This window comes from Pseudomonas sp. TWR2-1-1 (genome assembly GCF_049897045.1).
Lineage (GTDB): Bacteria > Pseudomonadota > Gammaproteobacteria > Pseudomonadales > Pseudomonadaceae > Aquipseudomonas > Aquipseudomonas versuta.
The window spans coordinates 290849-304347 of sequence record NZ_JAFCVM010000006.1; the positions used below are offsets into that span (position 1 = coordinate 290849).

Consider the following 13499-nt stretch of genomic DNA (forward strand, 5'->3'; position numbering starts at 1 on the left):
ATGTTGTGGCCAGGGACTCTTGTCGGAGCCGGTGCGGGCTTTTTCATCGCCAGCATTCCGGGGGCCATGCTCGGGGCTTTATTGGGGCAGGCGCTGGACCGGCGTCTGCAGTTGCACAACTGGGCGCAGTTGCGTGAGCGCCTGGGCGGTCGCCCGGCGTTGCGCAACGACGAACTGTTGTTTGTGCTGCTCGGACGCCTGGCCAAAAGCGGCGGCCGGGTTGTGGACAAACACATTGAACAGGCGCGTCTTGAAATGCGTCAGCTCGATATGTCCGGCCCGGCGCAGCAGCGAGCCATTGCCGCGTTCAATCGAGGCAAATCGCAGAATGACTCCCTGCGCGGCTATCTACGACGCCTGAAAACCCAGCCCCATGCAGCAGAAGGTGTGCTGCGTGCCGGCTGGCGGATGATTTTGGCTGATGGTCGTATCGATCCCAAAGAACGTGAACTGATTGTGTCGTGGGGCCACTGGCTGGGCTGGACGGCGCAGCAGGTACTGGCGTTGGGGCCGGACCACAATCTGCACAAAAAGCCGCTGGCAACCCGTGGTGGCACGTATCAGCAATCATTGGCCCTGCTTGGCGTAACGGCCAGTTCTGATCCGGAGCAGATCAAACGTGCCTACCGGCGCCTGCTCAGTCGCCATCACCCGGACAAGGTTGCTGGCACCGGCGCAAGTCCGGCTCAGGTGCGAGAAGCCACGGAAAAAACCCGGGAACTGCACCACGCCTACGCCATGATTCGTGAGCAGCGCGGTTTTCGTTAACGCTGTGGCGATTATTTGCTGGCAGGCTGCGGGCTGAGCCAGCCGCGCACCCTGCGAAACAATTGCTCCTGCTCGGCTTCATCGTTGCCCGGGATGGCATTCAAGGCCACTTGACTGAAATTCGAACGGCTTGCCCGCTTGCTGGCTTGCAGTCGTTGCAAGGCAGCCTTGCGCGCCAGTGGCCGGTCTTTGTAGAAAATATCCAGTAGCGCTACCGAGAGGGTCGGCGTCAATTGGCTTAAGTCAGGTTCAACCCCGGCCGGGGTCCGGGCGGCGACCATGATCAGCTTGGGAAGCTGGGCCGGCTGCTTTTCGCTCACATAGCGCGCCGCCCAGTAGGCACCCGTACCGTGACCGAGTAACACCAGGCTGCGCATGTTTTGCTGTTGGGCAAAGGCAACGGCGGCGTCAATACGGGCGAAAATCCGCTCGGCATCCGCTTTGCTCATGGCCTCAAACGTCTCGCCCGGTGGCGATTCCACTGCGTTTTCGGTACCGGCACTGGCTGCCTGCTCAATGGGTTTGGCTGTGGTACTGGCCTCTTTACTGCTAGTGTTCGGCTCCACAGGGGCAGGAGAGGTCGGTGCTTGGGCCATGCGCGGCTGACTGGCCAGGCTTTGCATGTCCGGCAAACTCAGGCTCAGGCTGGCCCAGTTGGCATCCGGCAGCTTGTTGCGCAAGGGGCCCACCGTCAGCGGCCAGTCTGCGCTTTCGCCCGCTCCCGGTACGATAATCACCGCACCGCCGGGGTCGCTGCTGTTGGCCGGTTTCCAGAGCGCGAGAAAACTGTCTTCCCCTGCTTGCAGTTGTTGCTGCTCGTTTTTCGGTAGCTGGCGCTCAAGAGCCGTTTCGTCTTCCATGCTGCGTTCAGGCAGCTGTGGACGTATTTCAGGCTGAGTTTGTACAGGCTCTGTCGCTGGCTGCGGTTCAGCCGCCAGCACCGGCAGGGCGACCGGCAGGATCAACGACAGATACAGCGCCGCATGTGCCGGGCGCAAAGAAGACATAGGTTATTCCAGGCCAGAAGTAATCCCGGCAGCCTAATGGGTTGATCAGCATTTGTCAGGGTATGAGTGTTCCGATGAAGCGTTTTTGCTATCTGTTGATTATCGGCTGGTTATCGTTGCCCTTGATGCTCAATGCAGCCTCCATACCTGCTGCCCAATTGAACCCGGACCAGCAGCAATGGCTGGCGCAGCACAAGGAGTTGCGCGTCGGAATGGTCTTGCAGGCGCCCTATGCCAAATTCGATCAGCGTTTGCAGCGACTGTCCGGGGCCAATGTCGAACTGATGAAATGGCTGGCGCAAAGTCTGAACGTTGAGTTGGTCTGGCGTAACTATGCCGATCTGGCGCAACTGGAACAGGCCGCCCGTGGGGGCGAGATCGACCTGGCGCCGGGGCTGACGCAAACCCCCGCGGGCTTGCGGCTGTGGTTTTTTTCAGACCCTTACATGCGGGTTCCGCACTTGTTGGTGGGCGAGCGCAACGCAGGCGGATCAGTCGACCTTGAACGCGTAGACAGCCAGACCCGGGTCGCGGTGCGAATGCCAAGTGCCGCCGCCGATTATCTGCGCAGCAGCTATCCCGGACTCAACCTGCAGGGCGTACCGCTCGAGCGTCAGGCCTTGCAGTTGTTATTGAGTCAGCAAGCGACCTACGCGGTGATTGATGAGGCGCAACTCGCCCGGCTGTCGGTCGAGCCCGAGTTCGCCGGCCTGGCAGTGGTCGGTGATATCGGGTTGCCGCAGTTGTTGCGGGTGGCGACCCGGCGTGACTGGCCGATGCTGGCCGGCATCGTGGAGCGCGGGCTGCATGCCATTCCTGCGCGGGACATGGAGCAACTGCACAGCCACTGGCTGCAGCCCAAGTACCCGAAAATCGGGCCGTCCCCCGGCTTCTGGCAAAACCTGTGTTTGCTGATCGGTGTGCTATTGCTGGCCTGTATGGCAATCATGTTTTGGCAGCGTCGCCAGCAGACGGCCCTGGAGCGTTCGTTGCTGGCTGCCCGCGAAGACCTTGCCCTGCGTACCGCCAGCGCCGAAGCATTACGCTTGACCCAATTCTCAATCGATCAAAGCCCGATGGGCATTTTGTGGGTTAACTGGGACAGTCATGTGCGCTATGCCAATCAGGCGGCGGAAGACATGCTCGGGTATCCGCCGGGGGCTGTGCTGGAGCGTCCGCTGAGAGATTTTGAACCGGGCCTGGATATGGATCGCTGGCTGACTTTATGGCGCCGCGCCCGTGCCAGCGAAGAGGCCGTGCAACGGATTGAAACCCACTGTATCCGCGCCGATGGCAGCGAGTTTCCGGCCGATGTGACCTTGAGTTTCCTGCGTTTCAAAGATGCCGAATACCTGGTGGTCTACCTCAATGACATCACCGATCGGCGGCGGGTGCAGGCTGCCTTGCAGGAAAGCGATGCGCGTTTGCAAGGTATTGCCGCCAACGTCCCGGGGCTGGTCTTTCGCCTGGAGCGCTCGCTGCTGACCGGCGAGCTGGACTTCCCCTACATCAGCGAAGGCAGCGAGAGTCTGGCGGGTTATTCCCCTGCCACTTTGCGTCAGCGTGAAGTGGGGTTGCGCAGCCTCGTGCATCCGGATGACAAAGCCGATTACCACCGGGTTCAGGACCTGGCGCTGGACAGCGACAGTGACTGGTCGTGGCAGGGCCGCATTCTGACCCGTCAGGGCCAGCAACGCTGGGCCGAGATCAAGGCCATCACCCGCCGTCTTGAAGATGGCACCGTGGTTTGGGACGGCATCGTCTGGGACATTAGCGAGAGCAAGCGTATTGAGCTGGAACTGGACAGTTCGCGCGGCCAGCTGCGTGAGTTGTCTGCCCACCTTGAAAGTGTGCGCGAAGAGGAAAAGGCTCACATTGCCCGTGAGGTTCACGATGAATTGGGGCAGATGCTGACGGTTCTCAAGCTGGAGACCTCAATGTGCGAGCTGGCGTATGCCGAGCTTGATCCGGGGTTGCGCGAGCGGCTTAACAGCATGAAAAAGCTGATCGCGCAGTTGTTCCAGCTGGTACGTGATGTGGCGACGGCACTGCGCCCGCCAATTCTGGATGCCGGTATCAGTTCCGCCATCGAATGGCAGGCCCGGCGTTTTGAAGCCCGAACGCAAATCCCGTGTCTGGTGCAGGTGCCCGAATATTTACCGCCACTGAGTGCCGCCAGGGAAGTCGGGCTGTTCAGGATCATGCAGGAGGCCCTGACCAACGTGATGCGCCATGCCAATGCCCAGACGGTTGAGTTGACCTTGAGCCTGGAGGGCAACGACTTGTGCCTGAGCATCAGCGATGATGGCCGGGGTTTTGTGCCCGATACGGGCAGGCCGACTTCATTCGGTCTGGTCGGTATGCGCGAGCGAGTCTTGATGCTGGGCGGTACCCTGACTTTGCACAGTGTGCCGGGTGAGGGGACGATGTTGAGTGTGCGGGTGCCATTGCCCCTTGAGTGACCTTTGAATAAGGAAGTGTCCGTGATTCGAGTACTGGTAGCTGAAGACCACACCATTGTGCGCGAGGGCATCAAGCAATTGATTGGCCTGGCCAAGGATCTGCAGGTGGTGGGCGAGGCAAGTAATGGCGAGCAGTTACTGGAAACCTTGCGCCATGTGCAGTGTGAAGTGGTGCTGCTGGATATCTCCATGCCCGGGGTTAACGGTCTTGAGGCCATCCCGCGGATTCGCGCACTGAACAATCCGCCCGCCATTCTTGTGCTGTCCATGCATGACGAGGCGCAAATGGCAGCCCGCGCCTTGAAGTTTGGCGCCGCAGGCTATGCCACCAAGGACAGCGATCCGGCGTTGTTGCTGATGGCGATTCGCAAGGTCGCGGCGGGTGGGCGCTATATTGATCCGGACCTGGCCGACCGAATGGTGTTTGAGGTCGGATTGACAGATGAAAGGCCTTTACACGCATTGTTGTCCGAGCGTGAGTTTTCTGTTTTCGAGCGCCTGGCCCAGGGCGTGAATGTCAACGAAATTGCCCAGCAACTGGCCCTGAGCAGCAAAACCATCAGCACTCACAAAGCGCGCCTGATGCAAAAGCTTCATATCACTTCATTGGCGGAGCTGGTGAAGTACGCCATGGAGCACAAGTTGCTCTAAATGTTGGCTATGTCCGTAGCAGTTGCCGCAGGCTACGTCCGATTGCGCAGCGATCGTAAACCGTCAGAATCGGTTCCAGCCGGCTAAACACCATCGCTGATTTCGCGACAACTCTGTCGCCGGACGTAGCCTTCGGCAACGGCTACATCTGAAAAGCAGTTGTCAGGCCCATGCCCGATTGAACGGGTATCCCTGGCCGCTGACTTATCTGATTACGACACTTTCATGACGTGTCTTTGCCCGGTTACTGGGCCCGCCCCAATCAACCATCCAAATCGCGACAACGCTGTAGGGCTATCCCTACAAAAAGCCTTCCAGCCTCCTGATGTGAATCTCTCCTGCGCCCCGATTTCTGTGGTCTGGCGGCTTGTTTAGTCTTGGGCTACGGCAGTCCAAAACAAAAGGTGTGGCTATGAGTCAGGTCGGTGCAAGCGCTGGGGCGAGTGAGATATTGGTCAGCTTCCGTGGCGTGCAAAAGAGCTACGACGGCGAGAACCTGATCGTCAAAGATCTCAATCTGGACATTCGCAAAGGCGAATTCCTGACCTTGCTCGGGCCGTCCGGTTCGGGCAAAACCACCAGCCTGATGATGCTGGCCGGTTTCGAAACACCTACCGCCGGCGAGATTCTTCTGGCCGGGCGCGCGATCAATAACGTGCCACCGCACAAACGCGACATCGGCATGGTGTTCCAGAACTACGCCCTGTTCCCGCACATGACTGTGGCTGAAAACCTGGGTTTTCCGTTGTCGGTGCGTGGCCTCAACCGCACTGACATCAGCGAGCGGGTCAAGCGGGTGCTGAGCATGGTGCAGCTGGATGCCTTCGCCCAGCGCTATCCGGCCCAGCTGTCCGGTGGCCAGCAACAGCGGGTCGCGCTGGCGCGGGCGCTGGTGTTCGAACCGCAGTTGGTGCTGATGGACGAGCCGCTGGGGGCTCTGGACAAGCAACTGCGCGAGCACATGCAGATGGAGATCAAGCATCTGCACCAGCGCCTGGGCGTAACAGTGGTGTATGTCACCCACGACCAGGGCGAAGCCTTGACCATGTCTGATCGGGTCGCGGTATTTCATCAAGGTGAAATCCAGCAAATTGCGCCACCGCGTACGCTCTACGAAGAGCCGAAAAATACCTTTGTCGCCAACTTCATCGGTGAAAACAACCGCCTTAACGGCCGCTTGCACAGTCAGGACGGCGAGCACTGCGTGGTCGAGTTGAGCCGGGGTGAGAAAGTCCGGGCATTGGCGGTGAATGTGGGACGAACCGGTGATCCGGTAACCCTGTCGATACGTCCTGAACGTATCTGCCTCAATGGTTCCAGCGAGGCATGCGCGAACCGTTTCTCGGGGCGGGTCGAAGAGTTTATCTACCTGGGCGACCACGTCCGGGTGCGTCTGGAAGTGTGCGGCAAGAACGATTTCTTTGTGAAACAGCCGATTGCCGAGCTGGACCCCTCCCTGGTCGTCGGTGACGTCGTGCCGCTGGGGTGGCAGGTCGAACATGTACGTGCGCTGGACCCTCTCTTAGAGGCGAATTAATCGCCCCGGCTTCACCAACCCTGCACTGTGGAGAATAAAAATGCATACATCCCTTAAGTTCACGGCCTTGAGTCTGGGCCTGATGTTCGCGGCCAATGCTCTGGCCGCGACCGATCTGACCGTGGTGTCGTTTGGCGGCGCGAACAAGGCGGCTCAGGTCAAAGCTTTTTACGGCCCCTGGGAAGCCAAAGGCGACGGCAAAATCATCGCCGGTGAATACAACGGTGAAATGGCCAAGATCAAGGCCATGGTCGATACCAAAAGCATTTCCTGGGATCTGGTAGAGGTCGAATCGCCGGAGCTGTCCCGCGGTTGTGATGAAGACATGTTTGAACCGCTGGACCCGGCTCTGTTCGGTAATCCTGAGCAGTACGTCAAAGGGGCCATTCAGACCTGCGGTGCCGGCTTCTTTGTGTGGTCGACCGTGCTGGCGTATAACGCCGACAAATTGAAAACTGCGCCCACCAGCTGGGCAGACTTCTGGGACACCAAGACCTTCCCCGGCAAGCGCGGCCTGCGCAAGGGCGCCAAATACACCCTTGAATTTGCCTTGATGGCCGATGGTGTGGCACCCAAGGATGTGTACAAGGTGCTGGCGAGCAAGGACGGTCAGAACCGTGCCTTTAAAAAGCTTGATGAACTCAAGCCGAGCATCCAGTGGTGGGAAGCGGGCGCACAGCCGCCGCAGTACCTGGCTTCTGGCGATGTAGTCATGAGCTCGGCTTACAACGGCCGGATCGCAGCTGTGCAGAAAGAAAGCAATCTGAAGATTGTGTGGAACGGCGGGATTTACGACTTCGACGCGTGGGCCATTCCCAAAGGCTTGAGCAAGGACAAAGCAGAAGTGGCGAAGAAATTCATCGCCTTCACCCTGCAGCCGCAACAGCAAAGCCTGTATTCGCAGAATATCGCTTACGGCCCGGCCAACAAGGAGGCCATGCCACTGTTGCCTGCAGCTGTGCAGGCAGACATGCCGACCGCCCCGCAAAACATCGCCAACCAGGTGCAGATCGACGTCAGCTTCTGGGCTGACAACGGCGAGCAGCTGGAGCAGCGCTTCAACGCTTGGGCTGCCAAGTAAGCAGCGCTGATATGCGGCGCACCTGTTCAGGTGCGCCGCCATCGTTTAAAGATTTTCGGAGTTCGCCATGGCTATCGCCGTTCCCCTGAACGAGGTCTCCAGCCCTACGTTGAAGAAGCGCCTGGCGCATGCCGAGCGGATTAACCGCTGGAAAGCGCAGGCGCTGATTGCACCGTTGGTTATTTTCTTGCTGCTGGTGTTCCTGGTGCCGATCGCGGCCCTGCTCTACAAAAGCGTCGGCAACCCTGAGGTGGTTGATGGCTTGCCGCGCACGGTCGTTGCCGTGGCCGGCTGGGATGGCAAGGGTTTGCCCGCAGAGCCGGTATACAAGTCCCTTAGCGAAGACCTGGCCGAGGCCCGCAAAAATCAGGTACTGGGTGATTTGTCCAAACGCCTGAACATGGAGTTGGCCGGCTACCGCAGTTTGCTGATGAAAACGGCCAAGGGGCTGCCGTTCAAGGCGGTGCCCGAGTCGTATAAGGATGCGATGGAAGCCCTGGACGAACGTTGGGGCGACCCTGCGTACTGGCAGGCAATCAAGCGCAACACGTCAAGCGTAACCCCGTTTTATCTGCTGGCGGCGGTGGATCACCGGATTGATGATCTGGGCGAAATCGCCCCCGCCACCCCTGATCAATCGATCTACCTGGATATTTTCGCCCGTACGTTCTGGATGGGGCTGGTGATTACCTGCATCTGTCTGGTGCTGGCCTATCCACTGGCGTATTTGCTGGCCAACCTGCCCGCTCGTCAAAGTAACTTGCTGATGATTCTGGTGCTGCTGCCGTTCTGGACCTCGGTGCTGGTGCGGGTGGCAGCCTGGATTGTGCTGCTGCAGTCGGGCGGGCTGATCAATAGCGCGCTGATCAGCATGGGGTTGATCGACAAGCCGCTGGAGTTGGTGTTCAACCGCACCGGGGTGTACATCTCGATGGTGCACATTCTGTTGCCGTTCATGATCTTGCCGATCTACAGCGTGATGAAAGGTATTTCACCGACCTATATGCGTGCGGCGATCTCACTGGGCTGTCATCCATTTGCGAGCTTCTGGCGGGTGTATTTCCCGCAAACCTATGCCGGAGTGGGCGCGGGCTGCTTGCTGGTCTTCATCATTGCCATTGGTTACTACATCACCCCGGCGTTGCTCGGTAGCCCGAATGATCAAATGGTCAGCTACTTCGTGGCGTTCTACACCAACACCAGTATCAACTGGGGCATGGCGACGGCCCTGGGCGGATTGTTGTTGCTGGCGACCGTGGTGCTTTATCTGATTTACAACTGGCTGGTGGGCGCTAGTCGCCTGCGTTTGAGTTAAGGAGACCGCCATGCTTAGCCCTTATATGTCACCTGTTGAGCGGGTCTGGTATTACAGTTTGCGCATTCTCTGCGGGCTGATCCTGTTGTTTCTGATTTTGCCGGTGCTGGTGATCATTCCATTGTCGTTCAACTCGGGCAGCTTTCTGGTGTATCCATTGCAGGGCTTTTCACTGCACTGGTATCAGGACTTTTTTGCTTCGGCGGAATGGATGCGTGCCTTGCGCAACAGCGTAATCGTGGCGCCGGCGGCCACCGTGCTGGCAATGGTCTTTGGCACGCTGGCGGCCATTGGCCTGACCCGCAGCGACTTTCCCGGCAAGGCTTTGGTCATGGCGCTGGTGATATCACCGATGGTGGTACCGGTGGTGATTGTCGGTGTTGCCAGCTACCTGTTCTTTGCCCCGCTGGGGTTCGGCAACAGCTTCCTGTCCCTGATCGTGGTGCATGCCGTGCTGGGTGTGCCCTTCGTGATCATCACGGTGTCGGCCACCTTGCAGGGGTTCAACCAGAACCTGGTGCGTGCGGCGGCCAGCCTGGGTGCTTCGCCTCTGACGGCCTTTCGTCGTGTGACCTTGCCGCTGATTGCGCCGGGGGTCATATCGGGCGCGCTGTTCGCCTTTGCAACCTCGTTCGATGAGGTCGTGGTCACCCTGTTCCTGGCGGGCCCGGAGCAGGCAACGTTGCCGCGCCAGATGTTCAGCGGTATTCGCGAGAATCTCAGCCCCACCATTCCGGCGGCGGCCACCTTGTTGATTGCGTTCTCGGTGGTATTGCTGCTGACGCTCGAGTGGTTGCGCGGGCGCAGCGAGAAACTGCGCACGGCCCAGGCCTAGCGCCTAGATCCAGCAGGCATCCCATAGGGGGTAGTCTCCGATTCGTGTGGCAAGCCCTGCGCGGATCGGTTTTTTGACGATATAACGGGCAATGTCTTTTACGTCTTCTTCCTGTCGAACAGCACGATCGTGGTAGCCCTTTTGCCATATACGAGTGCTGGCATTTGCGTGTTTATTAATACTCAAGCTGCTTCGCGATTTAACACGGCACATCACTTCCCCCAGTGTTTTGCCCTGCAACTCGATCAACCAATGAAAGTGATCTGGCATAACCACCCATGCCTTGGATCTCACAATGCCTTCGTCATGCGCGAGCCTGAATTGATCGACAACAAGTCGGCCGGTTTTAAAGTCACTAAAAAAGGGGCGTCGATTTTGAGTGATTGTGGTCAGCAGATAGAGGCGACCCGGTTCAGAATAACGTCCGATATGCAGACGATAGGCGTTTTTGGAAGTCGGCAATCCTTTGCCCTCTTAATACGTGTATTTCTCACGTTAGCCGAGAGCCCATAAGCGGGCAGGCTCAAGCATTTAGCAGATGTTGCGATGATTGGTAGCAGCTGCCGAAGGCTGCGTCCGAGTGCGAAGCGCTCGTAAATCGGATATGCACATTCGTCTGGAGGAATTGAGTCATCAGGTTTTACGGCCGTTGGCCGGACGTAGCCTTCGGCAACTGCTACCTGCGATTGCTTGAGCTGACGCAGTCAATCATCGCCGCCCGGTGTGCGGGGCTCGGGTCGGCGGTATACAATGCGCGCCACCGTGTTTTGCTCACTAAAGGTGCGTTATGCAGCCCTTCGCTATTGCCCCATCGATTCTTTCCGCCGATTTCGCCCGTCTTGGCGAAGAAGTCGACAATGTGCTCGCCGCTGGCGCTGATATCGTGCACTTCGATGTCATGGACAATCATTACGTGCCTAACCTGACCATCGGCCCGATGGTTTGTGCAGCCTTGCGCAAGTACGGCATCACCGCTCCCATCGATGCTCATCTGATGGTCAGCCCGGTAGACCGGATCATTGGCGACTTTATCGAAGCCGGCGCTACCTACATCACCTTCCACCCCGAAGCCACTCAGCACGTTGATCGTTCCCTGCAACTGATCCGTGAAGGCGGCTGCAAGGCGGGCCTGGTATTCAACCCGGCAACCCCGCTGGACGTGCTCAAGTACGTGATGGACAAGGTCGACATGGTCTTGCTGATGAGCGTCAACCCGGGCTTCGGCGGGCAGAAATTCATCCCCGGCACGCTCAATAAATTGCGCGAAGCCCGTGCCCTGATTGATGCCAGCGGGCGCGATATTCGCCTCGAAATCGACGGCGGCGTGAACGTAGGCAACATTCGTGAGATCGCTGAGGCAGGTGCCGACACGTTCGTCGCCGGTTCGGCGATTTTCAATACGCCTGACTACAAAGAAGTCATTCAGAAAATGCGCGCCGAGCTTGCGTTGGCGCGTCCATGAGTGGCTTTGAGCAGTTGCTCCGGGGGCAACTGCCAAAACTGGTGATGTTCGATCTGGACGGCACCCTGATCGACTCGGTGCCGGATCTGGCAGTCGCCGTGGAGACCATGCTGCTCAAGCTGGGCCGCCCGCCCGCAGGTATAGAAAACGTGCGGATGTGGATTGGCAACGGCGCGCCCATGCTGGTGCGCCGGGCGCTTGCCGGCAACCTGGAGGCTTCGGGTGTCGATGATGCTCAAGCCGAGCAGGCGCTGGAAATTTTCATGGACGCCTACGATGGTGGCCATGAGCTGACCAGGGTTTACCCCGGCGTACGCGAAAGCCTCAAGTGGCTGCAGAAGCAGGGCGTTGAAATGGCGCTGATTACCAACAAGCCCGAGCGCTTTGTTGCGCCTTTGCTGGACGAGTTGAAGCTGGGCCGGTTTTTCCGCTGGATCATTGGTGGAGACACCTTGCCGCAAAAAAAACCTGACCCCGCCGCGCTGTTATTCGTAATGAAAATGGCCAGTGTGACGCCAGCGCAGGCATTGTTTGTCGGTGATTCTCGCAATGACGTACTGGCTGCCAAAGCCGCAGGCGTGAAGTGTATTGCTCTGAGTTATGGTTACAACCACGGCCGGCCGATTGAAGAAGAATCACCCGATATGGTGATCGATAACCTTCATGAGCTGATAGCCGGTTGCTTAGATTCTGCGCCTGAGATAACGTTGGCCAATTCCGTTCACCCCTCTCGAAGAGATTCCATCGTGGTGGTCACTCGCAAACTCTGGATGAAAGTTATCAAGGCCCTGGCCCGTTGGCGTTGGCGCGCCTGACTTGAATCTGGCCGGAGATCCGGCACGTTTGCATACCTGACTGTTTGACCCTCAGACCACGAGGCACCTCATGATCCGCGAAGAATTCCTGCGTTTGGCCGCTGCCGGCTACAACCGTATCCCGCTTGCACGTGAAACCCTTGCCGACTTCGACACGCCGTTGTCGATCTACCTGAAACTGGCCGATCAGCCCAACTCCTATTTGCTGGAGTCGGTGCAGGGCGGCGAGAAGTGGGGGCGCTATTCGATCATCGGCTTGCCGTGCGGCACCGTACTGCGTGTGCATGAGCAACAGATCCGGGTGACCCACGATGGCGTCGAGATCGAGTCCCTTGAGGCGGATGACCCGCTGACCTTCGTTGAAGAGTTCAAGGCCCGTTACAACGTACCGACCATCGCCGGGCTGCCGCGTTTCAACGGCGGGCTGGTGGGCTATTTTGGTTATGACTGCGTGCGCTACGTTGAGAAGCGTTTGGGCAAGTGCCCGAACCCGGATCCGCTGGGCGTGCCCGATATTTTGCTGATGGTGTCGGACGCTGTGGTGGTGTTCGACAACCTGGCCGGCAAGATGCACGCAATCGTGCTGGTGGACCCTGCGCAGCCTGATGCCTACGACGAAGGTCAGGCCCGTCTTGAGGCACTCCTTGAACAGTTGCGTCAGCCGATCGCACCGCGTCGCGGCCTGGACTTCACGCAGCAGCAAGCAGCCGATCCGGTGTTCCGTTCCAGTTTCACCCAGGCTGACTACGAAAAAGCAGTCGATACCATCAAGGACTACATCCTTGCGGGCGACTGCATGCAAGTAGTGCCGTCGCAGCGGATGTCCATCGACTTCAAGGCTGCGCCGATTGATCTGTATCGCGCGCTGCGTTGCTTCAACCCGACGCCCTATATGTACTTCTTCAACTTTGGTGACTTCCACGTGGTGGGCAGTTCGCCGGAAGTTCTGGTGCGGGTCGAAGACAACTTGATTACCGTGCGCCCGATTGCCGGTACGCGTCCCCGTGGTGCAACTGAAGAGGCTGATCTGGCGCTGGAGAAAGACCTGCTCAGTGATGACAAGGAAATCGCCGAACACTTGATGCTGATTGATCTTGGGCGCAATGACACGGGCCGTGTTTCTGAAATCGGTTCGGTCAGGCTCACCGAAAAAATGGTCATCGAGCGTTACTCCAACGTGATGCACATTGTGTCCAACGTCACCGGCCAGCTCAAAAGCGGGCTGACGGCAATGGATGCGCTGCGGGCGATTCTTCCGGCGGGCACTTTGTCCGGCGCACCGAAAATTCGCGCGATGGAAATTATCGACGAGCTGGAGCCGGTCAAGCGCGGTGTATATGGCGGCGCAGTCGGTTACTTCGCCTGGAACGGCAATATGGACACGGCCATCGCGATTCGTACCGCGGTGATCAAGAACGGTGAATTGCACGTGCAAGCCGGCGGCGGCATTGTCGCTGACTCGGTACCGGCCCTGGAGTGGGAAGAGACGCTGAACAAACGCCGCGCGATGTTTCGTGCCGTAGCGCTCGCTGAACAAACCCCCGCGTCCGACGCCTGAGGAGCTTT

At 58.6% G+C, this 13499-nt stretch carries 12 protein-coding genes; 10 read left to right on the top strand and 2 right to left on the bottom strand.

All coding sequences use genetic code 11. The features are described from left to right. Positions 1 to 768, top strand: coding sequence for a DnaJ domain-containing protein (locus tag ACP7BO_RS17415; RefSeq protein WP_426211702.1), 768 nt, complete (start codon positions 1 to 3; stop codon positions 766 to 768). Between the two features lie 11 nt (positions 769 to 779). Here ACP7BO_RS17415 and ACP7BO_RS17420 read toward each other — a convergent pair whose 3' ends face one another. Continuing rightward, the gene (locus tag ACP7BO_RS17420) at positions 780 to 1775 is read right to left on the bottom strand and encodes an alpha/beta hydrolase family protein (protein ID WP_426211704.1); all 996 of its coding nucleotides are present in this window, start codon (positions 1773 to 1775) and stop codon (positions 780 to 782) included. A gap of 74 nt (positions 1776 to 1849) precedes the next feature. Here ACP7BO_RS17420 and ACP7BO_RS17425 point away from each other — a divergent pair, with 74 nt between their 5' ends. The 6 genes from ACP7BO_RS17425 to ACP7BO_RS17450 all read left to right on the top strand — a co-directional run bounded on the left by ACP7BO_RS17425 (position 1850) and on the right by ACP7BO_RS17450 (position 9656). Next, positions 1850 to 4237: a PAS domain-containing sensor histidine kinase gene (locus ACP7BO_RS17425; RefSeq protein ID WP_426211706.1), complete on the top strand. Its 2388-nt coding sequence runs from the start codon at positions 1850 to 1852 to the stop codon at positions 4235 to 4237. A 21-nt stretch (positions 4238 to 4258) separates the two neighbouring features. Continuing rightward, positions 4259 to 4888 carry a response regulator gene (locus ACP7BO_RS17430; RefSeq protein WP_397455600.1) on the top strand — a complete coding sequence of 210 codons (630 nt, stop codon included), beginning with the start codon at positions 4259 to 4261 and terminating at the stop codon, positions 4886 to 4888. A 412-nt stretch (positions 4889 to 5300) separates the two neighbouring features. Beyond that, the gene (locus tag ACP7BO_RS17435; protein ID WP_426211708.1) at positions 5301 to 6425 is read left to right on the top strand and encodes an ABC transporter ATP-binding protein; all 1125 of its coding nucleotides are present in this window, start codon (positions 5301 to 5303) and stop codon (positions 6423 to 6425) included. Between the two features lie 40 nt (positions 6426 to 6465). Beyond that, the gene (locus ACP7BO_RS17440) at positions 6466 to 7506 is read left to right on the top strand and encodes an ABC transporter substrate-binding protein (protein WP_060696729.1); all 1041 of its coding nucleotides are present in this window, start codon (positions 6466 to 6468) and stop codon (positions 7504 to 7506) included. Positions 7507 to 7573: 67 nt separating this feature from the next. Further along, entirely contained in the window at positions 7574 to 8821 is a 1248-nt protein-coding gene (locus ACP7BO_RS17445) for an ABC transporter permease (protein ID WP_397455603.1), read from the top strand. A gap of 10 nt (positions 8822 to 8831) precedes the next feature. Further along, on the top strand, positions 8832 to 9656 hold the full coding sequence (locus tag ACP7BO_RS17450) for an ABC transporter permease (RefSeq protein WP_426211711.1): 825 nt from the start codon (positions 8832 to 8834) through the stop codon (positions 9654 to 9656). 3 nt (positions 9657 to 9659) lie between these two features. Here ACP7BO_RS17450 and ACP7BO_RS17455 read toward each other — a convergent pair whose 3' ends face one another. Next, positions 9660 to 10118 carry an REP-associated tyrosine transposase gene (locus ACP7BO_RS17455; RefSeq protein ID WP_426211713.1) on the bottom strand — a complete coding sequence of 153 codons (459 nt, stop codon included), beginning with the start codon at positions 10116 to 10118 and terminating at the stop codon, positions 9660 to 9662. A 325-nt stretch (positions 10119 to 10443) separates the two neighbouring features. On the opposite strand from ACP7BO_RS17455, the gene rpe reads away from it, so the two are divergent. The 3 genes from rpe to trpE all read left to right on the top strand — a co-directional run bounded on the left by rpe (position 10444) and on the right by trpE (position 13491). Next, positions 10444 to 11118 carry a ribulose-phosphate 3-epimerase gene (gene rpe / locus ACP7BO_RS17460; RefSeq protein ID WP_060696732.1) on the top strand — a complete coding sequence of 225 codons (675 nt, stop codon included), beginning with the start codon at positions 10444 to 10446 and terminating at the stop codon, positions 11116 to 11118. Beyond that, complete coding sequence (locus ACP7BO_RS17465; protein ID WP_426211715.1) at positions 11115 to 11933, top strand: phosphoglycolate phosphatase; 819 nt, start codon at positions 11115 to 11117, stop codon at positions 11931 to 11933. Before rpe ends, ACP7BO_RS17465 begins: the two co-directional genes overlap by 4 nt. 70 nt (positions 11934 to 12003) lie before the next feature. Next, positions 12004 to 13491, top strand: a complete 1488-nt coding sequence (gene trpE / locus ACP7BO_RS17470; protein WP_426211717.1) for an anthranilate synthase component I — start codon at positions 12004 to 12006, stop codon at positions 13489 to 13491. Positions 13492 to 13499: the final 8 nt, after the last annotated feature.

Bases quoted from the DNA above. Each gene is read 5' to 3' on its own strand.
- ACP7BO_RS17415 (WP_426211702.1), top strand. From the start codon at position 1: ATGTTGTGGCCAGGGACTCTTGTCGGAGCCGGTGCGGGCTTTTTCATC.
- ACP7BO_RS17465 (WP_426211715.1), top strand. From the start codon at position 11,115: ATGAGTGGCTTTGAGCAGTTGCTCCGGGGGCAACTGCCAAAACTGGTG.
- ACP7BO_RS17450 (WP_426211711.1), top strand. From the start codon at position 8,832: ATGCTTAGCCCTTATATGTCACCTGTTGAGCGGGTCTGGTATTACAGT.
- ACP7BO_RS17435 (WP_426211708.1), top strand. From the start codon at position 5,301: ATGAGTCAGGTCGGTGCAAGCGCTGGGGCGAGTGAGATATTGGTCAGC.
- rpe (WP_060696732.1), top strand. From the start codon at position 10,444: ATGCAGCCCTTCGCTATTGCCCCATCGATTCTTTCCGCCGATTTCGCC.
- ACP7BO_RS17420 (WP_426211704.1), bottom strand. From the start codon at position 1,775: ATGTCTTCTTTGCGCCCGGCACATGCGGCGCTGTATCTGTCGTTGATC.
- trpE (WP_426211717.1), top strand. From the start codon at position 12,004: ATGATCCGCGAAGAATTCCTGCGTTTGGCCGCTGCCGGCTACAACCGT.
- ACP7BO_RS17440 (WP_060696729.1), top strand. From the start codon at position 6,466: ATGCATACATCCCTTAAGTTCACGGCCTTGAGTCTGGGCCTGATGTTC.
- ACP7BO_RS17445 (WP_397455603.1), top strand. From the start codon at position 7,574: ATGGCTATCGCCGTTCCCCTGAACGAGGTCTCCAGCCCTACGTTGAAG.
- ACP7BO_RS17425 (WP_426211706.1), top strand. From the start codon at position 1,850: ATGAAGCGTTTTTGCTATCTGTTGATTATCGGCTGGTTATCGTTGCCC.